This is a genomic window from Limnobacter sp. MED105 (assembly GCF_000170915.1).
In the GTDB taxonomy this organism is placed as follows: domain Bacteria; phylum Pseudomonadota; class Gammaproteobacteria; order Burkholderiales; family Burkholderiaceae_B; genus Limnobacter.
Genome location: NZ_ABCT01000016.1, coordinates 1 through 20,991, shown reverse-complemented (window position 1 = coordinate 20,991; position 20,991 = coordinate 1). Strand labels below are relative to the sequence as shown.

16 protein-coding genes and 1 pseudogene are annotated in these 20,991 nt (G+C 54.4%); 14 read left to right on the top strand and 3 right to left on the bottom strand.

Annotation, left to right across the window (positions count from 1 at the left end):
• The first annotated feature begins 191 nt into the window (after positions 1–191).
• From LMED105_RS13155 to LMED105_RS13135, 5 genes and pseudogenes are all read left to right on the top strand, one after another.
• Positions 192–1,409 carry a hypothetical protein gene (locus LMED105_RS13155; protein ID WP_008252134.1) on the top strand — a complete coding sequence of 406 codons (1,218 nt, stop codon included), beginning with the start codon at positions 192–194 and terminating at the stop codon, positions 1,407–1,409.
• Between the two features lie 15 nt (positions 1,410–1,424).
• Positions 1,425–2,912: a hypothetical protein gene (locus LMED105_RS13150; RefSeq protein ID WP_008252132.1), complete on the top strand. Its 1,488-nt coding sequence runs from the start codon at positions 1,425–1,427 to the stop codon at positions 2,910–2,912.
• A 100-nt stretch (positions 2,913–3,012) separates the two neighbouring features.
• Positions 3,013–4,101, top strand: coding sequence for a nitronate monooxygenase family protein (locus LMED105_RS13145; protein WP_008252130.1), 1,089 nt, complete (start codon positions 3,013–3,015; stop codon positions 4,099–4,101).
• Between the two features lie 118 nt (positions 4,102–4,219).
• Positions 4,220–5,898, top strand: a pseudogene (locus LMED105_RS13140) (GMC family oxidoreductase).
• Positions 5,899–5,901: 3 nt separating this feature from the next.
• Positions 5,902–6,339: a thioesterase family protein gene (locus LMED105_RS13135; protein WP_008252127.1), complete on the top strand. Its 438-nt coding sequence runs from the start codon at positions 5,902–5,904 to the stop codon at positions 6,337–6,339.
• A 34-nt stretch (positions 6,340–6,373) separates the two neighbouring features.
• Here LMED105_RS13135 and LMED105_RS13130 read toward each other — a convergent pair whose 3' ends face one another.
• Complete coding sequence (locus tag LMED105_RS13130; RefSeq protein WP_008252126.1) at positions 6,374–7,534, bottom strand: alkane 1-monooxygenase; 1,161 nt, start codon at positions 7,532–7,534, stop codon at positions 6,374–6,376.
• Between the two features lie 133 nt (positions 7,535–7,667).
• Here LMED105_RS13130 and LMED105_RS13125 point away from each other — a divergent pair, with 133 nt between their 5' ends.
• The 7 genes from LMED105_RS13125 (at position 7,668) to LMED105_RS13090 (ending at position 16,266) form a co-directional block, all read left to right on the top strand.
• The gene (locus LMED105_RS13125) at positions 7,668–8,702 is read left to right on the top strand and encodes an AraC family transcriptional regulator (protein ID WP_083797208.1); all 1,035 of its coding nucleotides are present in this window, start codon (positions 7,668–7,670) and stop codon (positions 8,700–8,702) included.
• Between the two features lie 92 nt (positions 8,703–8,794).
• Positions 8,795–10,834, top strand: a complete 2,040-nt coding sequence (locus tag LMED105_RS13120) for an NADPH-dependent 2,4-dienoyl-CoA reductase (protein ID WP_008252124.1) — start codon at positions 8,795–8,797, stop codon at positions 10,832–10,834.
• On the top strand, positions 10,831–11,859 hold the full coding sequence (locus tag LMED105_RS13115) for an AraC family transcriptional regulator (RefSeq protein WP_008252123.1): 1,029 nt from the start codon (positions 10,831–10,833) through the stop codon (positions 11,857–11,859). The genes LMED105_RS13120 and LMED105_RS13115 overlap by 4 nt, the downstream gene beginning before the upstream one ends.
• A 78-nt stretch (positions 11,860–11,937) precedes the next feature.
• Positions 11,938–12,918 carry an alpha/beta hydrolase fold domain-containing protein gene (locus LMED105_RS16505; RefSeq protein WP_232222759.1) on the top strand — a complete coding sequence of 327 codons (981 nt, stop codon included), beginning with the start codon at positions 11,938–11,940 and terminating at the stop codon, positions 12,916–12,918.
• A gap of 9 nt (positions 12,919–12,927) precedes the next feature.
• Complete coding sequence (locus tag LMED105_RS13105) at positions 12,928–14,070, top strand: acyl-CoA dehydrogenase family protein (protein ID WP_008252120.1); 1,143 nt, start codon at positions 12,928–12,930, stop codon at positions 14,068–14,070.
• Positions 14,071–14,092: 22 nt separating this feature from the next.
• Positions 14,093–14,974 (top strand): MaoC family dehydratase, encoded by an 882-nt coding sequence (locus LMED105_RS13095; protein ID WP_008252119.1) that lies wholly within the window; start codon positions 14,093–14,095, stop codon positions 14,972–14,974.
• Positions 14,971–16,266, top strand: coding sequence for a thiolase family protein (locus LMED105_RS13090; RefSeq protein ID WP_008252117.1), 1,296 nt, complete (start codon positions 14,971–14,973; stop codon positions 16,264–16,266). The genes LMED105_RS13095 and LMED105_RS13090 overlap by 4 nt, the downstream gene beginning before the upstream one ends.
• A gap of 20 nt (positions 16,267–16,286) precedes the next feature.
• Here the strand turns inward: LMED105_RS13090 and LMED105_RS16500 are convergent, their stop codons facing one another.
• Complete coding sequence (locus LMED105_RS16500; RefSeq protein WP_008252115.1) at positions 16,287–16,547, bottom strand: hypothetical protein; 261 nt, start codon at positions 16,545–16,547, stop codon at positions 16,287–16,289.
• Positions 16,548–16,720: 173 nt separating this feature from the next.
• Here LMED105_RS16500 and LMED105_RS13080 point away from each other — a divergent pair, with 173 nt between their 5' ends.
• Positions 16,721–18,412, top strand: coding sequence for an AMP-binding protein (locus LMED105_RS13080; protein WP_008252112.1), 1,692 nt, complete (start codon positions 16,721–16,723; stop codon positions 18,410–18,412).
• A gap of 165 nt (positions 18,413–18,577) precedes the next feature.
• On the top strand, positions 18,578–20,071 hold the full coding sequence (locus LMED105_RS16495; protein ID WP_008252110.1) for a hypothetical protein: 1,494 nt from the start codon (positions 18,578–18,580) through the stop codon (positions 20,069–20,071).
• Positions 20,072–20,142: 71 nt separating this feature from the next.
• On the opposite strand, the gene LMED105_RS13070 is transcribed toward LMED105_RS16495, so the two are convergent.
• A complete protein-coding gene (locus tag LMED105_RS13070; protein WP_050771243.1) occupies positions 20,143–20,985 on the bottom strand; it encodes a pirin family protein in 843 nt (280 codons plus the stop codon).
• Positions 20,986–20,991: the final 6 nt, after the last annotated feature.

Below are 20,991 nucleotides of genomic sequence, written 5' to 3'. Positions count from 1 at the left end.
TTTTTCGGTCTTGACTCCCCCCAATTTTGAGCCCCCTAAATTGGTTTTTTTGTTGCTTTCGTACAATTTTTACAAAAAACCCCTACATCTTGTCAGTAAAAACCTTACATATTGGGTATATTTGCTACCTAGAAATGGTTAACCAAAAATAGTTAACCCACATCAATCCGAACAATCAGCAAGGAATTCACATGTCGAACGAAATGGCCTCGGTGGGCATTTTGAAAACGCAGGCTGTCGGTGTAACCGTGCAGCGGATGGGTCAAACCTTGACACTGGAGCCCGGCGACCCCGTGTTTTGGGACGACACGATTGTGAACAATAGCCGTCAGGTCGTGCAGGTAGAAATGCCTGCATTGCACGCAAGCCACGGTGATGCCTTGCTTGAACTGGCGCCGAATGCATCGGCCAGGCTGGATATGCTTGAGGCCGATGTGCCTGATGCGCCCGCCCGTACTGAAGTCACGGCGCTGAGCGAAGGCGTGGAACTTTACGAAGTGAGTGACGCGGTCAATACCGCTGTTCTGGCTTCGCAGGACGGAGAATTCTCTGGCCTTGTCGGTGCTGGCTTGTTGGCTGGCGGTGCATCAGCCAGTACAGCAGCGGGCGTTATTGGTGCCGGTGTGCTGGGTGCTGCTGTGCTGGACGGCGACGACGATGAAGTTGTGGATACTGGCAGCCCGGCAATGCCGACCGACCCTACCGATCCCACCGATCCCACCGATCCTACTGACCCGGTTGATCCGCCAGTGAGTACCACCGAGCTGACCGGGCTTGCCGGCTTGCTTGCCGATGTTGCGGACACCCTGGACAGCAGTTTGGGCGACATTCCCGGTTTGGGAATTTTGATTGATGGTTTGACTGATCTGCTCGGCAGCGGTCAGGGCGATTTGATCCCCTTGCCCGGTGGGCTGGCCGATGGTTTGGCCTTTCTCGGCGATGCAATCAAAGATGGTTTGGCCGATATACCCGTACTCGGCGGCCTAGGCGATTTGTTGGGCGGCGTGGTGGGTGGAACCACCACCACCTTGTTGGCCGGTGATGCTGGTACCGACCCGGTGTCAGGCTTGTTGAACGATCTCACCGCAAGTTTGGGCGAGGCGGCGGATGCATTTCCCGGCCTGGAACAGTTTTCCGGTTCGCTGGAAAGCATGGACACTTTGCCTGGTATGAACAGCACGGATCTGTCACTGGCCTCCACGGTCATTCCCGCCGATTTGTTCAACAGCATTGTGTCGCAAATCACGCAAATTGATCTTTCGTTATTCGGCATGAACAGTCAGTTTGATGCTGCCACAGCCGCAATTTCCCCGACAGACTTCACCGATTTCTCTCAGTCCTCCTCTCCCATTAACTCCTCCGCAGCATTTGCTGAATCCATCGTGGTTCAAAACGCTGACTTTGCTTGATTCAAGGAAAACATCATGAACTTTGACAGCCCAGTAGTAGCCTCTGTGACCAATATTGATGGCGATGTGTTTGTGAAGCGAAACGGCATTGAAACTCCGCTACGCGAAGACATGGTGTTGCAGGCAGGTGATGTGTTGCGCTCCACCAGCAACTCAATTGCAGTGCTTAGTATTCCGGGTACACAGCAACAAATCCCCGCTTTCCTTGAAATTTCAAATGGTGGTGTGGCCACGCTGGGTTTCGATCCAGATGCTGGCCCCAACGGTCAGGTGGTCATTACCTCCAACGCGGGTGATGGCTTGGGCAATGTCACGCTGGTGTCTGAATTTGACGGAGAAAACCAGGCAGCCGTACTGGATGGTCAGGAAGCCACGGGGGAAATGAGTGGCCTGTTTGGTGCAGGCTTGCTGGGCGCCGGTGCGGGCTTGGGAGCTTTGCCATTGGCAGGCGCCGTGGGCGCAGCGGCGGTGTTCGCAGGTTCAGACGACAACAATGGCGGCGGTAGCAGCGGTGGTGGAAATCCCGGCGCATTGCCTGCAGAAAATGCGGGCGGCCTGGCTGAAACAGTCAGTGACCTTACCAACAACCTTGGCGAATTGACCGAGCCCGTGCCCGTGGTGGGCGATGTGGTCGACGCCGTGGGCAACGTGATCGAATCCACATTGGTGGGCGACAACAACGGTGGCTTGAATGGCATTTTGACGGGCTTGACCGATGGCCTGACCAGCGGACTGGAGGGTACCCCTTTGGCACCTGTGGCCAATGTGTTGGACATGGGGCTGGGTACATTGACTGACCTGCTCGGTGTGGCAGCAAACCAAGTGAGTGGATTTGGTGAAGGTACACCGCTGGCACCCGTGTCGGATTTGGTGGCGAGCCTGTTGGGAACCACAGGCCCGAACACCGATGGTGGTGTGGGTGGCGTGGTAGGCACCGTGGTGAATGTCACCGACAGCGTGGGGCAATTGCTGGCACCGGTGCCCGTGCTGGGCGACATTGCCGGTACCTTGGGTGGCGTTGTGGATTCAGTGGCCACGGGTAACAACGACGGTGGCTTGGGTGGAATTCTGAGCGGTTTGGGTGGCGGGCTGGAAAGCGGTCTTGCTGACACGCCTTTGGCTTTGATTGGCGAGGGCGGCAACACTTTGCTGAACACCGTTGGCGGTTTGTTGGGCGGGGTGGGCGACGCAATATCGTCGGTGGGCGCAAGCACACCCGCAGCGCCAGTCACCGACTTGATTGGCGATCTTGCCGGTTCTTTGGGTGGCGATGTCAGTTCTGCATTAGGCAACATTCCATTCCTCGGCGGTGCGCTGGACAGCTTGACCGGTGGGCTAGGCGGCGGCGGTTTGCTTTCCGGTGGTGATGCCTTGGCGGGTATTCCAGTGCTTGGCGACGTGTTGGGTGGTTTGACTTCCTCCATCAGTTCGACCAGCGGTGCCGAGGGTGGCTTGCTCGGAGGCTTGCCATTGTTGGGTGACCTGACCAAGACACTGGGATAAAAGCAACTCAGCGCATACTTACAGTGCTTATCAGAATATCTCGGTTGATGTAATATTCATTGGATTGCCCGATCCGGCCCACTCGATCTACGGACAGCCCATGAAAACCCGCATCACCGAGATGTTCAACATTCAATACCCGCTGGTATGCCCCGGCATGACCTACGTGGCCAATGCCGATCTGGTGGCTGCCACAGCCAACGCAGGTGGTCTGGGCATTCTGGCCATTGGGCATTTGACGCCTGAACAAACCCTCTCTGAAATTCGCAAGGTTCGAAGCCTGACCAGCAAGCCTTTCGGCATTGGTTGCGCATTGATCATGCCGGGTGCCCGTGAAAATCTTGAAGTGGCCCTGAATGAAAAAGTACCCGTGATCAACTTCAGCCTCGGTAGCCCCGCAGATGTTTGCAAGCGTGTGCACGACTATGGCGGCAAAGTCATTGTGACTGTGGTGAATGCCAAGCATGCCTTGAAGGCCGAGCAGTCGGGCGCGGATGCCTTGTTGGTCACAGGCCATGAGGCCGCAGCGCACGGCGGCGCAGTTACATCACTGGTGCTGGTGCCTGCAATCCGGCAGGTAACCAAGCTTCCAATTATTGCAGCCGGTGGTTTTGGCACAGGCGGCGGTGTGGTCGCGGCCTTGGCTTTGGGCGCAGACGGCGTGGCCATGGGCACACGCTGGGCCGCATCGAAAGAAAGCCCGGTGCATGCCAACACCAAAGAATTGATTGTAAAAAAAGAAGTGGAAGACACCATTTACAGCAAGAATTTCGACAGCATTCCTTGCCGTGTCATGACCACACCCAACTCCAAAAAAATCATGTCGAAGCCATTCAATCCGGTTCGTGCCATGTGGCGCGCCTACCTGGCTGCGCGTGAAATGAACAAGCCCCTTTCGGGAATCATCAAAGACGTATTCAAAATGGGTCTGGAGCAAACGCTCACAGTCACTTTTTACGGAGCCGCAGTGCTTCAAATCAAAAAAGCCACCATTGAGGGCAACCACACACAAGGTGTTCAGCTGATTGGTCAGGTTCAAGGCCTGGTGCAAGACGTACCCACCGTGGAAGAACTGACCCAACGTGTAATGCGAGAAGTACAGGAAGCTTTGGGGCAAGTGAATCAGTTGGTTGGAAATGCACAGAGCAGTGCGCCCGCTGCACCCGAGAAGATCACCCGCATCGCTTGACCGGAATTATCAATTTTTTGTGCGCTTTGGGGTGTTTCTTTTTGCCCGGCTTCCTCTATGATCAAGTGAGAAAATCACAAAATCCGATCCAAGCGGGTTTGAAAATCAGGAGGAGCAGATGAAGACAGAGCACGACTACATTGTGGTGGGTGGTGGTTCCGGCGGTTGTGCCATGGCAGGCCGCCTCAGTGAAGACTCAGCACTCGATGTATGCCTTCTCGAAGCCGGGGGCGATGGCACCGGTAATCTGATCAATATTCCCAGCGGTGCGGTGGCCATGTTGCCCACCAAAATCAACAACTGGGCATTCGAAACTACACCGCAACCCGGCTTGAACGGTCGCAAGGGTTACCAGCCGCGTGGCAAGGCCTTGGGTGGTTCCTCGGCCATCAATGCCATGGTTTACATTCGTGGCACGGCATCGGACTACGACCGTTGGGCCAATGAAGAGGGGTGCAGCGGCTGGTCTTACAAAGACGTGCTGCCTTATTTCAAACTCAGTGAATGCAACGAGCGAATTCGCGACGCCTACCACGGCAACAGCGGCCCGTTGAATGTGGCCGATTTGCGTTCCGACAATCCCTTTCAGCAAATTTATCTGGAGGCTGGCAAGCAAGCTGGTTTCAAGATCACTGATGATTTCAACGGTGCCGATCAGGAAGGCGTTGGCATTTACCAGGTGACCCAAAAAAATGGTGAACGCTTCAGTGCTGCGCGCGCCTACCTGTTTCCGCACATGCACCGAAAAAACCTCACGGTTCACACCAAGGCGATGGTTCAACGCGTGCTGTTTGAAGGCAAGCGTGCGGTGGGTGTGGAGGTGTCCATCAACGGCCAGGTCACTGTGTTGAAGGCGCGCAAAGAAATCATATTGACTGCGGGTGCCATTCAAACGCCGCAATTGTTGATGGTTTCCGGTGTGGGCGACTCTTCAGAGTTGGCACGTCATGATATCGATGTGGTTCATCACTTACCCGGCGTGGGTAAAAACCTGCAGGATCACCCCGACTTTATTTTTGGTTATTCCACCAAAAGCCTGGACACACTGGGTTTGTCCATTCGCGGTGGTATTCGTTTGCTGCGTGAAATTTTCCGCTACCGCAAGCATCGCCGTGGTGCGCTCACCAGCAACTTCGCTGAAGGTGGTGCGTTTCTAAAAACCAGCCCCGAGTTGAAAGACCCCAACGTTCAATTGCACTTCGTGGTGGCGATGGTGGATGACCACGCCCGCAAAATGCACATGGGCCACGGTTTTTCCTGCCACGTGTGTTTGTTGCGCCCGCGCAGCCGCGGAAGCCTTACCCTGCAAGGCAACACCATGGACACGCCACCCTTGATTGACATTGGTTTTTGAAAGATCCTCGTGATCTGGATGAGCTGGTGGAGGGCTTCAAATTGACCCGAAAGATTATGCATGCGCCTGCCTTGGCCAAGTGGATTTTGAAAGACAAATTCACCGAGCATGTGCGCACCGATGACGAAATTCGTGAAGTGTTGCGCAACAGGGTTGACACGGTTTATCACCCCACCGGCACGTGCAAAATGGGCACCGATTCCATGGCTGTGGTCGATCCGCAACTGCGTGTGCACGGGCTGGAAGGCCTGCGTATTGTGGACGCGTCTGCAATGCCCAGCCTGATTGGCGGCAACACCAACGGCCCGGTCATGATGATGGCTGAAAAAGCGGTAGATTTGATTCGTGGCGTGTCGCGCGTGCCTGCACTTGAACAGGCCGAACACAACGCACGGGCCCGTCAGGAACACCTGACCCAAGCCCTCGTTCCACAACCGGTGTAATTGATGGCACAACCCTTTGAGTTTTTGTTTCGGGTGCGGTACGGCGAATGCGACCCGCAAGGTGTCGTGTTCAACGCCCGCTATGGCGATTACGTCGATTTGGCGCTCACGGAATTCATGCGCGCCGCCATGGGCGGTTACAACGCACTGGTGGATATGGGCTATGAAACCCAGGTGGTGCGCCTGCTGACCGAATGGAAAAACCCGGCGCGGTTTGATGATGTCTTGAAAACCAGTGTCTACCCGAGCCACTTCGGCAACACCAGTTTCACTTTGAATTTTGAATTTGTAAATGCCGACACCAACACCTTGGTGGCCACATCACAGGCCACTTACGTGTTGGTGTGTGCCAAAGAATTCACCAAGCAAAGTATTCCAGCAGAATTAAAAAGCGCCCTGCAAGAGGGCGCTGTGGGCAAGCAGATCAATCAGGCTGGCTAAATTTGATCTGCGTATTCCCGCAGAAGAAAAACTCTCACGCGGCCAGCGAATAACGCTGAATCACACGTGCGCGTTTGCGTGGGTGAATGTTGATTTTCTGCGCATTCTTGCCCGCCACGTCCAGCAACCGTGGATTCATGATTGCAAACCACAGCGGTGGCACATACGCGATCAAGAACATGCCGAAATAGCCCGATGGCAAGCTTGGCAGTTCCGGAAAATCACGAAGCGACTGGTAGCTGCGTGCCGGGTTTGCGTGGTGGTCTGAATGGCGCTGCAACTGAAACACCACCAGGTTGGACACCAAATGGTTGCTGTTCCAGGAATGGTGTGGGGCACAACGCTCGTATTCGCCATTGGGCAACTTCTGGCGCATCAAACCGTAGTGCTCAATGTAGTTGGCACTGGTTAGCTGAAATGCACCCCAGAAGGCCACTACAGCCAACACGGGCACCATGGGCCAGCCAAACAGGGCAAGCAGCGCCGAGTACAGCACCAGGGTCATTGCACCGGCTTGTAACATTTCATTGCCCACACTCCAGCGGCTTTTTCCTGCGCGTTCCAGGCGTTCACTTTCGAGCCTCCAGGCACGTTTGAAAGCACCCGGAATTTCACGCAGCATGAATTCATAAATGTGTTCACCCATACGTGAAGTGGCCGGATCTTCGGGTGTGGCCACATCGCGATGGTGGCCGCGGTTGTGTTCAATCGAGAAGTGACCATAACCACCCAGCGAGAGGGTAAACAGCGCCAATGCCTTGTCGAGCTTGCGTTTTTTGTGGCCCATTTCATGGCCCAGGTTCAAACCAAAACCCAGCAGTGAGCCGGTGGTAATGGCCACAGCCAGCCAGTGCAGCCAATGCAAGTCGTGCGTGGCCAGGAAGATAACGTTGAACAAAAATCCGAACGTGATAATCGGCACCAACAGGTAGGTAATCACACGGTAGTAGGCGGTGTTTTCCAGTTGGGGCACCGCTTGCTCGGGCGGGTTTTGCTTGTCTTCGCCAAACACGAAATCAAGCACGGGCAGGCCGATGTAGAAGAAGGCCAGAAAGATCCACAGCCATTGGGTGTGGCCAGTGTACAAATACATGATCGGGCCAAGTGGCGCAGCAAAAGGCGCGATCACCGACAACAGCCACATGTATTTTTTTGGGTCTTTGTATTGTGTAGCGGGCAGGGTATTGGAAGTCATTGTTGTGCACCGGGTTGTTCAGGATGATTTCATCTTAGGCGTGCAAGGCGATGGACAACACCGCACAGGGTGGCATAAGATCGTCATAAAGTGACAAACACAAAACAACAACAAACACTCAGAGACAAACCACTTGCCCCAACACTTGCACGATTCAGTCGCGGCCTTGAAGCCTGCTTTGCACCCGGTGTACGCACGTTTGCTGTGTGCCGAATTGCAGCGCCGTGGATTTGCGCCGGGCGAAATTCTGGAAGGCTTGCCACTGAGCTGGCAGCAACTTCATGAAAGCAACCAGTTCCTGAGTTTCGATCAAATGCGCCAGTTGATTGAGCGTGGCGTACAACTCAGCGACTGCCCCTGGTTGGGGCTGGAAGTGGGCTTGCGCACGCCTGCCTCGGCCCACGGTACCTTGGGCGCCGCCATGATCGCCAGCAAAAATTTGCCCAGTGCCATGTTGCTGTTGCAACGCTACGCCGGCTTGCGCCAAAACCTGGCCAATCTGAAGTTTGAGCATGAACCCGAGTTTGCCGCTGTGCTGGAGGAATGGGTCGATTTGGGCCCTGTGCGTGAATACCTCCACTGCCAATTGTTGGGTGGCTTGGTGCAATTGCTCACCGCGATGACCGGGCAAGAACTGCCGCAACAGCTGAAAATTGAATGGCCTTTCGACGCACCGGCATGGGCGCATGAATATCAGCGCATTGCGCAACACAACAGCTTTGGTTTTTCGCAGTTGCGTGTGGTGTTGGGTAGCACCTTGGTGAACAGCCCCAGCCTGGCGGCTGATGATGAAGCCTTGCAACGTTTGCTTCGCGATTGTGATTTGCAGCTGCAACGCCTGCAAGCGGGCGGCACACTGGCCCAGCGCGTGCGCATGCAGTTGCAGCAAAGCGAAGGCCACATGCCCACCTTGCAAGCCATGGCCGCCAAGGAAAACCTCACTGAACGCACTTTCATGCGCCACCTGCAGGCCGAGGGCACCAGTTTTCAACAATTGCTGGATGAAGTGCGGCAAGAACGCGCCTGCTGGATGCTGGCCCACACCGATTCCACCGTTGAAGCCATTGCTTATGCGCTGGGTTACGAAGATGCATCGAATTTCAGCCGAACATTCAAACGCTGGTGTGGCCAAACCCCGAAGGATTATCGTCACCAACATGCATCGTAAATGCGTACTTTTGTACTGGAAATAGTTTCAGATTAAAGTAGTATTCAGATAATTTTGTAATGTTTTATTGAGTCAATCACTGAGGAATCGAAATGCCAGCAGCGTCGCACACCAAGCTACTTGAGCCATTGAACCTGGGTTTCACCACCTTGAAAAATCGCGTCATCATGGGTTCCATGCACACAGGGCTTGAAGAGGAAGACCCGGCCAAGCTGGCTGCGTTTTTCGCACGCCGCGCACAAGGCGACGTGGGCTTGATGATCACCGGTGGTTTTGCCACCTCGGAAACCGCCGTGTTGTGGCCAGGCGCTGGCCGCATGACCAGCGAGCAAGACGCCATTCGCCACCGCACGGTGACCGATGCTGTACACGCCGCAGGCGGAAAAATTGCGATTCAGTTGTTGCATGCAGGCCGCCAGGCTTACAACGTGAACATGGTTTCAGCCTCGGCCAAGCAGTCGCCTATTTTCCCATTCACGCCACGCGCGCTGACCGCAGAGGAAATTGAACAGGAAATTGATGGCTTTGCCAGTGCGGCTTCGTACGCCAAAATGGCAGGCTACGACGGTGTCGAAGTCATGGGTTCGGAAGGTTATTTGCTGAACCAGTTTTTGACCGAGCGCGGCAACGAGCGCACCGATGAATGGGGCGGCACTTTCGAAAAACGCATGCGCTTTCCGCTGGAAGTGGTGCGCCGCATTCGCGCCAAAGTGGGTGCAGAATTCATCATCGTGTACCGCATGTCCATGCTTGATTTGGTACCCGATGGTCAAAGCCTGGAAGAAACCTTGCTGCTGGCCCGTGAACTTGAAAAAGCAGGCGTCACCATTCTGAACACCGGTATTGGCTGGCACGAAGCAAAAATTCCAACCATCGCCACGCAAGTGCCGCGCGGTGCATTCACCTGGGCGACCCGCAAAATCAAGGAAGTGGTGTCCATTCCTGTGGCTGCGTCGAACCGTTTGAACATGCCCGGCGATGCTGAGCGCGTGTTGCAAAATGGCGATGCCGACATGATCGCCATGGCCCGCCCATTCCTCGCTGATCCCGACTGGGTGTTGAAAACCAAAGAAGGCCGTGTGGATGAAATCAACACCTGCATTGGTTGCAATCAGGCTTGTCTTGACCACACCTTTGGCGGCAAGCGTTGCAGCTGTTTGGTGAACCCGCAGGCTTGCCACGAAACCGAGCTTGTTTTTGTGAAAACAACCGCGAAGAAAAAAGTGGCGGTAGTAGGTGCAGGCCCCGCAGGCATGTCGTTCTCCTTGACGGCTGCACAGCGCGGCCACGCGGTGACCCTGTTCGATGAGGCCAAGGAAATTGGCGGGCAGTTCAACATTGCCAAGCAAGTGCCCGGCAAGGAAGAATTTCATGAAACCATTCGTTACTTCAGCACCATGTTGAAGAAAGAAGGTGTCAATTTCCAATTGGGCAAACGCATTAACGCTGATGATCTGAAAGACTTTGATGAAGTGGTGCTGGCCACCGGCATTATTCCCAACGTGCCCAGCCTGCCCGGTGTTGATCACCCCAAGGTGATGGGTTATCTCGATGTGCTCAAGCACGGCAAGCCGGTTGGGCAGCGTGTGGCCATTGTGGGCGGTGGTGGTATTGGTGTGGATACCGCCGAATTTTTGACTCATCACGCAAATGAGCACGGCGTAGCGCAATCCCCCTCCACCAGCATTGAAGACTTCTGCGAATTCTGGGGTATTGATCGTGAGCAAAATGCGCGTGGCGGCATTGCCGGCGTGAAGGCCAACCCGGAAAAAGCATCCCGACAAATCACGATTTTGCAACGCAAGCCCAAGAAAATTGCAGGCCCCGGAAAAACCACGGGCTGGATCCACCGCGCCGCGCTGGAAGCCAAAGGCGTGCGTTTGTTGTCGGGTGTGGAATACATTGGTGTTGAGGATGCAGGCCTGCGCATTCGCACCCCCGATGGTGCCGAGCACTTGCTGGAAGTGGACAACGTGATTGTGTGTGCAGGCCAGCACCCGAACCGCGAACTGGAAGAATCCGTGCGTGCCTTGGGCAAGCCACTGCACATCATTGGCGGTGCATTCAAGGCCGCTGAACTTGATGCCAAAGAAGCCATTAACCAGGGCGCTCGACTTGCCGCAACAGTGTGACCAGTCAACACGTCAACAACAAGGTTGTTTTTCCAACGGCCTACACGCGCACACTGGCGCGTGAGCAGGGGCTGGACCACAAAGGCCAGCTTCTGCTGTTGAAAGGCACGCGCCTTGCACCGGCCGATCTGTTCGAGTTGAACCGTTATATTGATTCAGAAACCCAGGCCGTGATTGTGCGCAATGCTTTGCAGTTAAGCGGCAACCCGGCACTGGGCTTGCGCTGGGGTGCCAATTTGCACCTGGCCGCGCACGGCCCACTGGGCACCTTGATTGCTTCATCGCCCACCTTGGGCCATGCCTGGAAAGCGACTGAAAAGTTTCACGACATACGCGGTGGCTTTGCCCGCATGGAAGGGCACATTGCCAGCGATCACTTTGCGGTGATCATCAACATGGGCATTGAGCTGGATGAAGTAGGGCGCTTTTTCTGCGAAGCAGTGCTGGCCACCATGGTCAACCACCTGGGCATGATCATTGGTAATTCCAAACCCGCATTGCGAGTGGAGCTGGCGTATTCTGCCCCGCCGTATGCCAACCAGTACCCCGAATTTTTGCATGCACCTTGCCTGTTCGGCAAACCGAAAACAAAAATTGTGATTCCCCATGGTTTGGCCTTGATGTCCAATCCCATGGCCGATCCGGAAACCCACGCCATGGCCTTGGCCCGTTGCGAGCAGTTGTTGCTTGAACAGCGCCGCCCCAGCAACTGGGCAGCCAGGGTTACCGAGCTGTTGCGCAGCAACCCCGGTCAAATATGGACTTGCGAGCAAGTGGCAAGCCATTTTCATTTGTCATCGCGCACCTTGATGCGCTACCTGCGCGATGAACAAACCAGCTACCAAACACTGCGCGATTCCGAATTAGCACGGCAGGCCAAACTCAGCTTGCTGGTCAGCAACAACACCGTGGAATCGGTGGCCCTTAGCCTGGGTTATCAAGAAGTCTCCAACTTCAGGCGTGCCTTCAAACGCTGGTTTGGCATGTCGCCGCAAGCATTTATTGAACAAAGCAGGGTAAATTAAGACAGCCTGTCGCTATTTACCCCCATTGTGTCCGGCTTTGCCCTAGGCCAAACAGCATGCATGCAACAAGATGTTTGCATGAGCTCCATGTCCAAATCCGTCACCCTGTTCCTGCGCCTGTGCCAAGGGCGTTTGCTGGCAGCCCGCAATCCTGAAAAGGTGTGGCGGGTTGGCGAGCGCGTTACCAACCTGTTGCAAAAACTGTCCCGAATGCCAGCGGGTTGCACCGTGCAGCACCGCACAGTCAATGGCGTACCGGTGGAAATTATCGAGAACCACAGCGCACACGCCAACACCAGTCAAACCCTGCTGTTTTTGCATGGCGGTGGTTTTGCGTTTGGCAGCGCTGCCAATTACCGGGCCTTTGTTGCACGCCTTTGCAAAAAATCGGGCATTGCCCGCGCCTGGGTACCCGATTACACCCTCATGGGCAAAGCCCCTTTCCCGGCGGGTTTGAACGATGTTGTTGAGGTGTGGAAAGCCCTGCTGCAGGAACACGGCCAGAATGAATTGCTGCTGGCAGGCGATTCCGCAGGCGGCAATTTAAGCCTTGCGCTATGCCACGCCATGAATGCCAGTGAACTTCGCTTGCCTTCCCGTGTTTACCTCAGCTCGCCCTGGCTTGATCCTTCCTTGGGCGAAAGCGATTTGCGCCCCGAAGTGGTAGATGCCTTCCTGGGCCACAACGAAGCCAAAGCCCGTGATTGGCTCAAACGCATGTTTGCCACGCCCTATGCCAGCGTGCATGATCCGGAAAACCCCTTGATCTCGCCGCTGTTGGGCGATTTGTCCCGTTTGCCGCCGGTGTATGTGCAGTGCTCGGCCAATGAGGTGTTCATGGTCGACAGCCTGCGCTTGATGAAACAGGCCCAGGCGCTGGGCACCGAGTGCTATGTGGATGTGTGGTCGGGCGTGTTTCACGATTTCATTTTGTTTTCTCCCACCATGCCCGAAGGTCGTGCCGCTTTCGCAGCCGCCTCCGCGTGGCTTGGCCATGGCGAGGTTCGCCGCCCCCCTTGTTTCCAGAATCGAATTCGACAACTGTCGTCACCACTGTAAGGTCTTCGCATGTTCACTTCTTACTTCAATGAAACCCACGACGAAGCACGCCGCAACATTCGCCGCTTCGTCGAGCGACACATTCAACCCAACATCAATGAATGGGAAGAGGCGAGCACTTTCCCCCGGGAAATATTTAATCTGGCTGGCGATGCCGGCATTCTGGGTATTGGCTACCCGGAGGAATTTGGTGGCAATTCCGAAGGCGACTACTTCATGAGCCTGGTGGCCACGGAAGAATTGTTGCGTGCGGGTTCCGGTGGTTTTTTCTCCAGCCTGATGTCGCATGGCATTGCACTGCCACCCATTGCAAAGTGGGCCAGCCCCGAGATGAAAGAACGCATTGTGCCGCCCGTGCTGCGTGGTGAAAAAATCATTGCGCTGGCAGTGACCGAGCCCGGTGGTGGGTCCGATGTCGCCAACCTGAAAACCCGCGCTGTTGATTGTGGCGACCACTACAAAGTGTCAGGTTCCAAAACCTACATTACCTCAGGCATTCGTGCCGACTACTACACCGTGGCCGTGCGCACTGGTGGCGATGGCTATGGCGGCATCAGCATGTTGCTGATGGAAAAGGGCATGCCCGGCTTTACCACAGGCCAGCCTTTGAAAAAAATGGGTTGGTGGTGCAGCGACACCGCCGAACTTTTCTTCGACAACGTGGTGGTGCCAAAATCGAATTTGATTGGCATTGAAAACGGCGGCTTCATGATGATCATGACCAACTTCGAGGCCGAGCGTTTGGGCCTGGCTTGCTACGCCAACACGCTGTCTGAATTGGCATTCAACGAGGCCTTGAATTACGCCAAGAACCGCAGCACTTTTGGAAAACCCCTGAGCAAGCACCAGGTGATTCGCCACAAACTGGCCGACATGGCCACACAGCTGGAAGCCAGTCGGGAATTCACTTACCGGGTTGCAGCCCGCATGCAAGCGGGTAAACCTGCGCTGAAAGAAGTGTCGATGGCCAAAAACTTCGCCACCAAAACATCCGATTTCATCACCTATGAAGCCGTGCAAATTTTTGGGGGCATGGGCTTCATGCGAGAAAGTTTGGTGGAGCGTTTGTACCGCGACAATCGAATTGCATCGATCGGCGGTGGCACCTACGAAATCATGAATGAAATTATCGGCAAGCAGTTGGGCTTGTAAAAGTTAAAGGAACACACACACCATGTTGGCAGACTATCCATTGAAATACCTGGCCTTGCACTGGCCCAACATTCGATCCATGGGTTGGGCGGCCATTCGCAATGCAACGCCCATGACCCGGCCCGGTACCTTGCCGCAACTGCCTGTGCACCACAGCATGCATGTGCCCGCGCTGAACGATGAATTGCTGGACCAATACGTGGCCTGGACCGGTGCACCCGCTAATCGCTACCGCACAGAAATGCCTGCACATTTTTGCAGCCACTGGGCCATGCCCATGCTGGCCAAGTTGGGCAGCCTTGCGCCTTACAATTTGTTGTCGCTGTTGAATCAGGGTTTGCGCATGCAAATTCACACGCCACTGAATCGTGGCGAGTCAATCGCCCTGCGCGGCAGTTTGATGGACGTGACTGATGATGGCGACAAAGTGCGCATTCACACCCGCGTGCAGGCCAGCAACCCCAAGGGTGAATTGGCGGTGGTCATCGACAGTTACTCCACCGTACCCCGTGGTAAACCAGCAGGCAAAAGCAAACCCGCCAAGCGCGATGAATTTGAATTCACCACCGCAGGGCACTGGAATGCCGAGGAAGAAGATGGCCTGGCGTTTGCCATGCTGACGGGCGACTTCAATCCCATTCACACCATTAAGGCTCTGGGCAAACGCACGCGTTTTAAAAGCTGTATTTTGCATGGCTTCGGGCAATTGGCCCGCACCTGGGAAGTGCTGCACAACGCAGGCCACACGGTGGCCGATCTTGATGTGCGCTGGATCAAACCACTGCCTTTGCCCCATGCCGGCATGCAGGTACAAACCAGCACCACGCCCGATTCTGAAGGTTACACACAGCTGCGTTTGGCCTCCGCTGATGGCATCTTGCACATGGTGGGGCGCTTCAAATGAAGTCGATTCGAAAAGCCGTAATTGTCGATGGCGTGCGCACACCTTTTCTGGATTCAGGTGGTGCATATTCGCAGCTTATGACCTATGAATTGGGTGGCAAAGCCATTGCCGGTTTGGTCAACAAGACTGGTGTTGATGCAAACCGCGTGAACATGGTGACCATGGGTACCGTGCTGCATGAAATTGAAACCTCGAACGTGGCGCGTGAAAGCATGTTGAGTGCTGGCTTGCCCGCCACCATTCCCGCCTACACCACCTCCATGGCCGGTTTGTCGGCCAGCGTGGGCTTTGCCAATTTGTGCGACATGATCGCCTTGGGCCGAATCGATGTGGGCATTGCAGCGGGTGTGGAAAGCTTTTCCGACATTCCCATTCGCTACTCGCAAAAAATTCGCCGTGCCGCCATGAAAGTGCGGCAAGATTCTTCCGCGAAAAACATACTGAAAAACCTGGCCAGCTTGCGCCCGGCCGACTTGAAACCCGAGATGCCCACCGGCACCGACTTCACCACCCGCAAAACCATGGGCGTGTGCGCCGAACAAATGGTGCAAAAGTTCAAGGTAAGTCGTGAAGACTGCGACGCCTTCACCGTGCGCAGCCACCAGCTGGCCATTGAGGCACTGAACAAAGGCTACTTGGAGGGCACCATCATTCCGGTTCAGGTGCCCGGTTTCAAACACCCCATTACATTGGATAACACACCCCGCAAGGACAGTAATATCCAGAAGCTGTCGACCATGCGCACTATTTTCCGAAAAGAAGGTGTCATCACCGCCGCGGGTTCATCGCGTTTTACCGATGGTTCAGCCGCCTTGCTGGTCACCAGCCTGGAAGCCGCAAACGACATGGGTTTACAGCCCCTGGCCGAGGTGGTGGATTATCAACTGGCCGCTGTGAAAAACCTGGAAGAAGAAATGTTGTTGGGGCCAGCCGTGTCCATTCCAGCATTGTTGGCTAGAAACAAGTTGAGCATGGCCGACATCGATGTGTGGGAACTACACGAGGCTTTTGCAGCCCAAGTGTTGGTGAACATCGCTTGCATGCAGCGTAGCGAATTTGCGGGTGAGTACTATGGCGGTGCGGTTCCCGGCGAATTGCCCATGAACAAACTGAACACTTGGGGTGGTTCGCTTTCCCTGGGCAATCCGTTTGCGGCCACAGGCATTCGCTTACTCACCACGGCAGCCCGCAGGTTGCAGGTGGAGAACAAGCGTTACGCCGTGGTGTCCAGCTGTGCAGGGGGCGGCTTGGGCGCCGCCATACTGCTGGAAAACAAGGGGGCTTTGAACTAGCGTCTTAATGATGAAGTAAATCAATCATCGTCATCGTCGTCATCGTCGCGGTCATCCCAATCGTCGTCGTCATCGTCATCATCGCGGTCGTCCCAATCGTCGTCGTCCCAAACCCGGCGATCGTCGTAACCGTCGAAACCAAGGGCGGCATAGGCTGACGGAATCAGGATGTTGATGTCGATGGTGGGGCCATGACCGCGGCGGTAATCATCGCCAGCCTGGGCCAATTGAGAAAAGGCAAGCGTGGTGCCCAAAGCGATGATGGAAATAAGCGTTTTCATTGAGTACTCCTGATGAAAATAGGCTGTAGGACTTTTTTAAAGCAATGTCATCGTTTAACTCTTGGTGACCTTGGCAGGTTGACAAAATGAATGTGAAATTTCAATGAAGCAGCCAGCGTGCTGATATTCTTGTATCAACTTAAAAGAACAGAAAAAACTCGGGAGACAAACAAATGAGCGCAGCGCAGTACGAAAAATTCGAAACCCTGCTGGATTGCCTGGACCATTGGGCAGCCACACAACCCAACAAGGTTTACTTCACACAGCCTTTTTCGGCCGAGAAAACAGTGGATTACACCTGGGCCCAGGTGGCCGACCAAGTGAACCGCATGGCGGCTTATTTGCAGTCGCTCAACCTGCCCGAAAAAACCCACATCGGTATTTTGGGCAAGAACAGCGCACACTGGATCATGGCCGACCTGGCCATTTGGCGGGCAGGGCATGTGTCCATTCCCTTGTACCCCACACTGAACGCTGAAACTGCTGAATACGTGCTCGACAACAGCGACTCAAAAATGATTTTCATCGGCAAGATGGATGAGCTGTGGCGCGTGGTTGAGAAGGGCATTCCCACCAGCATGCCCACCATCACTTTGCCCTTGGCACCTGAATTAAAACACGCCAAAAAATGGGACGACATTGTGGCCGCCACTGCGCCCACGCAGAAGCCGGTCAAGCGCAGCAAAGATGAAATGGCCACCATGCTGTACACCTCGGGCAGTACCGGCAAGCCCAAGGGCGTGATGATCTCGTTCAACGCCATGATCAGCGCACTGCGCGGTACCTCCAAGGTGATGAGCTTCAGCAACACCGACCGCATGATTTCCTACCTGCCGCTGGCCCACGCCGCAGAACGCGCCATTCTCGAAACCGGCTCGCTGTTCTATGGCTTTCATGTGTACTTCTCGTTCGGGCTCGACAGTTTTATTCAAGACTTGCAACGCGCACGGCCAACCCTGTTTTTCTCGGTACCCCGTTTGTGGACCAAGTTTTACAACGGCATTTGCGGAAAAATTCCGCTGGGTGTGCAGCATATTATTTTCCGCATTCCCATTCTTTCCGGTTTGTTCAAAAAGTTTTTGCTGAAAAAACTGGGCCTGTCAGAAGTGCGCATGGCGCTGAGCGGTTCTGCACCCTTGGCCCCGGCCCTGATGTCTTGGTACCGCAACCTGGGGCTTGATTTGCTCGAAGGCTACGCCATGAGCGAGAACTTCGCTTACTCCCATTGCAGCCTGCCCGGCAAAGTGCGCGTGGGCTATGTGGGCAACACCTACCCCGGCGTGGAATGCAAAATTTCCGAAGTGGGCGAGGTTCTGGTTAAAAGCCCCTGCAACATGATGGGCTATTACAAAAACCCCGAGCTCACCGCAGAGTCTTACACCGCTGACGGTTTTCTGAAAACCGGCGACATGGGCGTGATCGACGAGCAAGGCCGCTTGAAAATTACGGGCCGCGTGAAAGAATTGTTCAAAACCAGCAAGGGCAAATACATTGCGCCTGTGCCTATTGAAAACCGCTTGAATGGCCATGAATTGATCGAGGCTGTGTGTGTTACAGGCCCCTCGTTTTCACAACCTTTTGCATTGGTTATGTTGCCCCTTGAAGAACACAAACAAGTGGAGCAAAACCCCAATGAAGCGGCACGGGTTGAAAGCGAAATGACAGAATTGCTTCATAAAGTAAACGATCGGCTCGAGGCTCATGAAAAGTTGAGCTGCATTGTGGTGGTGAAAGAACTGTGGACCATGGAAAACGGCTTCTTGACCCCCACCATGAAAATCAAGCGCAACGTGATTGAACAACACTACTTGCCCAAGGCCGAAGGCTGGGTTGCACTTAAAAAGCCAGTGGTGATTGAGCAGTAAACAAGCAGTTAGTCGGTATTTTTACAGGCCCCAATTTGAGTGGGTGGTTGCTGGCATATTCATTCTATATCCTTAATTAGTTAACACTTATTTGCATAATTAATGGTGTGTTAACTGTTTGATTAATAGGGTGAAACAATTAGCCTACTCAAAAAGGGGTGTTTTATGGGTTTGAATCGTATTTTCGGTGCCAGTGTTTTGAGCCTGGCTATTTTGGCTGGCTGCGGTGGCGGCGGTGATGGCACTGCGCCAGCAGCTGGTGGCGGTGGTGCAGGCGGCGGTGGCGGTACTACCACTTCTGGCCAGCTTACCAATTCCCCTGTTGATGGTGTTAGCTACAGCGCAGCACCCAGCGGCTTGACTGGCACCACCATGAATGGTGGCATGTTCGATTTCCAGGCAGGCGATACAGTAACCTTCAATATTGCTGGTCTCGAAATCGCAGTGCCCGGTGGCACACGCATTACCCCCCAAACCCTGGCCGAGGAATTGGCAGAAGGTGCAATGGATCCCGCTGCAGCCCAGGCCAATATTCTGGCAAACCTAACCACATTGTTCCAAACGCTGGACAACGATGGCGATCCCGAGAACGGAGCAATTGAAATTCGCCAAGGCGCCACGCTGGGAAACACCGAAGCGTTGCTGGCCAATCTGGATGATGCACCCGCAACATTTCAAGGTGAGTTGAGCACTGCCATTACGATGGGCGAAGAGCTGCGCGATGAGGGTGAGCCAGCTCCAACGGTGGTCACTGATGTAGAGGCATTGTTACGCTTTTACAGAAACGAATTGCAAGGCAACTGGCGTTTGGTCAGTTCGATTGAAGAGGGTGTAACCACCACCACCAATGCGAACTACCAGGTGTTGCTGAGCTTCGACGTGGGCAATGCAAATTCTGCGCAAGACGGCGTTGTAAATTCTTTTGTATTCTCCGAGTACGACATTTCTGACCCGATGGATTTGTTTTCATTCGTGGGTGTAGGAACGACCAACTACAACATGGAATCGGGCGAGTTCCAGTTCACCTCTTTGCCCATGCGCAGGCTGGTCTCTGGTTTCAGCAATTCTTCCACTGAAAACGATCCTGCCTTTTTCACCTCAAAAATTGTTTTGGATGGCAATCAGCTAGAGCTGACCCTGATTGAAGACAACATCACAATCGTGGCCACCTTTGAGCGTTTCAACAACGTGAAAAACTCGTTGGTTGGTACCTGGTACGAGGTGTTTGCCGAGGGCGATTCCGGGGTAACCCCCGCTGCGGCTCCTGACAATGGTCGCGTGACTTTCGGTTCAGATGTTGCGGCCGTGTTCTATTACTTCCTGTCCAATTCGCGAGTAATGCTGGTGTTCACAGATCTTGATTCCGAGCAGGCCTCAGATGAAAGAAACGGTGTGGTGCTGGCAAATTATTCTTTGAACAGTGCCGGTACTTCACTCACATTCGACGACATCTTGCTGGATACAGTTAGCGTTGACCCAGTAAACAACCCCGCTTTGGAAGAGGGTTTGACTGTTGCAGTTGGAGCAGCCACGCTGAACGACACCAACCGTGAGTTGATCGATTCAAGCGACATTGAACAAGACATCTTTACCATCTACCGCATTCTTTCCTTGAGCGAACGCGTGGGTGATTTTGAACAAGCGGCACCCGCACCTTAAGCAAAAGTGTCAGCCGTAGAATTTAGGTTGACATTGGATAACAAAAAAGCCCGGATTCTTCCGGGCTTTTTTTACGCCAGCGTGCCTTCTCGAAAATCTTGCAAGGCCTGCCGAATTTCCTGCTCAGAATTCATCACAAACGGGCCGTATTGCGCAATCGGCTCATTCAGCGGTTTGCCTGCAATCAGCAATGCTTTTGCATCGGCGCTGGCTTCAATCACCACGCCATCGCCTTCGTTTTTCAAAATCGCCATGCGCTTGTCGCCTACCACCTGGCCGCCTACCTTTACCTCGCCACGGTAAACAAACACCACCGCATTGTGTTGCGCGGGCAGTTCCTGCACAAAACGTGAGCCCGCAGGCAAATGCAAATCCAGGTACAAGGGTTGGGTACCCTCGCGGCTCACCGCGCCTTCTACGCCGTGGCTGTGGCCTGCAATCACGGTAACCGCAACACCTTCAGCAGTTTTAAATTGGGGCAGGTCGTTGTTCTTGAAATCACGATACCAAGGTGTGCACATTTTGTCTTTCGCAGGCAGGTTCAACCACAGCTGAAAGCCTTCCATCACGCCTTCTTCCTGCTGGGGAATTTCACTGTGAAACACACCACGCCCAGCTGTCATCCACTGCACACCGCCGTTTTCCAGCAAGCCTTTGTTGCCCTTGCTGTCCTCGTGCAACATGCGCCCCGCAATCATGTACGTGATGGTTTCAAACCCACGGTGCGGGTGGTTCGGAAAGCCCGCAATGTAATCGTTGGGGTTGTCGCTGCCGAAGTTGTCCAGCATTAGAAATGGGTCTAGCCTGCGCTGCAGGTTTTGCGTAATTACGCGGGTTAGCTTTACACCTGCGCCATCGCTGGTGGCTTGCCCCACCACAATGTGTTCCACGGTGCGCGGCTGTTGTACAGAAATTGATTG

Coding starts and splice junctions, on each gene's coding strand:
- LMED105_RS13145 (WP_008252130.1), top strand. CDS start 3,013: ATGAAAACCCGCATCACCGAGATGTTCAACATTCAATACCCGCTGGTA.
- LMED105_RS16500 (WP_008252115.1), bottom strand. CDS start 16,547: ATGAAAACGCTTATTTCCATCATCGCTTTGGGCACCACGCTTGCCTTT.
- LMED105_RS16495 (WP_008252110.1), top strand. CDS start 18,578: ATGGGTTTGAATCGTATTTTCGGTGCCAGTGTTTTGAGCCTGGCTATT.
- LMED105_RS13120 (WP_008252124.1), top strand. CDS start 8,795: ATGCCAGCAGCGTCGCACACCAAGCTACTTGAGCCATTGAACCTGGGT.
- LMED105_RS13080 (WP_008252112.1), top strand. CDS start 16,721: ATGAGCGCAGCGCAGTACGAAAAATTCGAAACCCTGCTGGATTGCCTG.
- LMED105_RS13150 (WP_008252132.1), top strand. CDS start 1,425: ATGAACTTTGACAGCCCAGTAGTAGCCTCTGTGACCAATATTGATGGC.
- LMED105_RS13090 (WP_008252117.1), top strand. CDS start 14,971: ATGAAGTCGATTCGAAAAGCCGTAATTGTCGATGGCGTGCGCACACCT.
- LMED105_RS16505 (WP_232222759.1), top strand. CDS start 11,938: ATGAGCTCCATGTCCAAATCCGTCACCCTGTTCCTGCGCCTGTGCCAA.
- LMED105_RS13105 (WP_008252120.1), top strand. CDS start 12,928: ATGTTCACTTCTTACTTCAATGAAACCCACGACGAAGCACGCCGCAAC.
- LMED105_RS13095 (WP_008252119.1), top strand. CDS start 14,093: ATGTTGGCAGACTATCCATTGAAATACCTGGCCTTGCACTGGCCCAAC.
- LMED105_RS13130 (WP_008252126.1), bottom strand. CDS start 7,534: ATGACTTCCAATACCCTGCCCGCTACACAATACAAAGACCCAAAAAAA.
- LMED105_RS13135 (WP_008252127.1), top strand. CDS start 5,902: ATGGCACAACCCTTTGAGTTTTTGTTTCGGGTGCGGTACGGCGAATGC.
- LMED105_RS13155 (WP_008252134.1), top strand. CDS start 192: ATGTCGAACGAAATGGCCTCGGTGGGCATTTTGAAAACGCAGGCTGTC.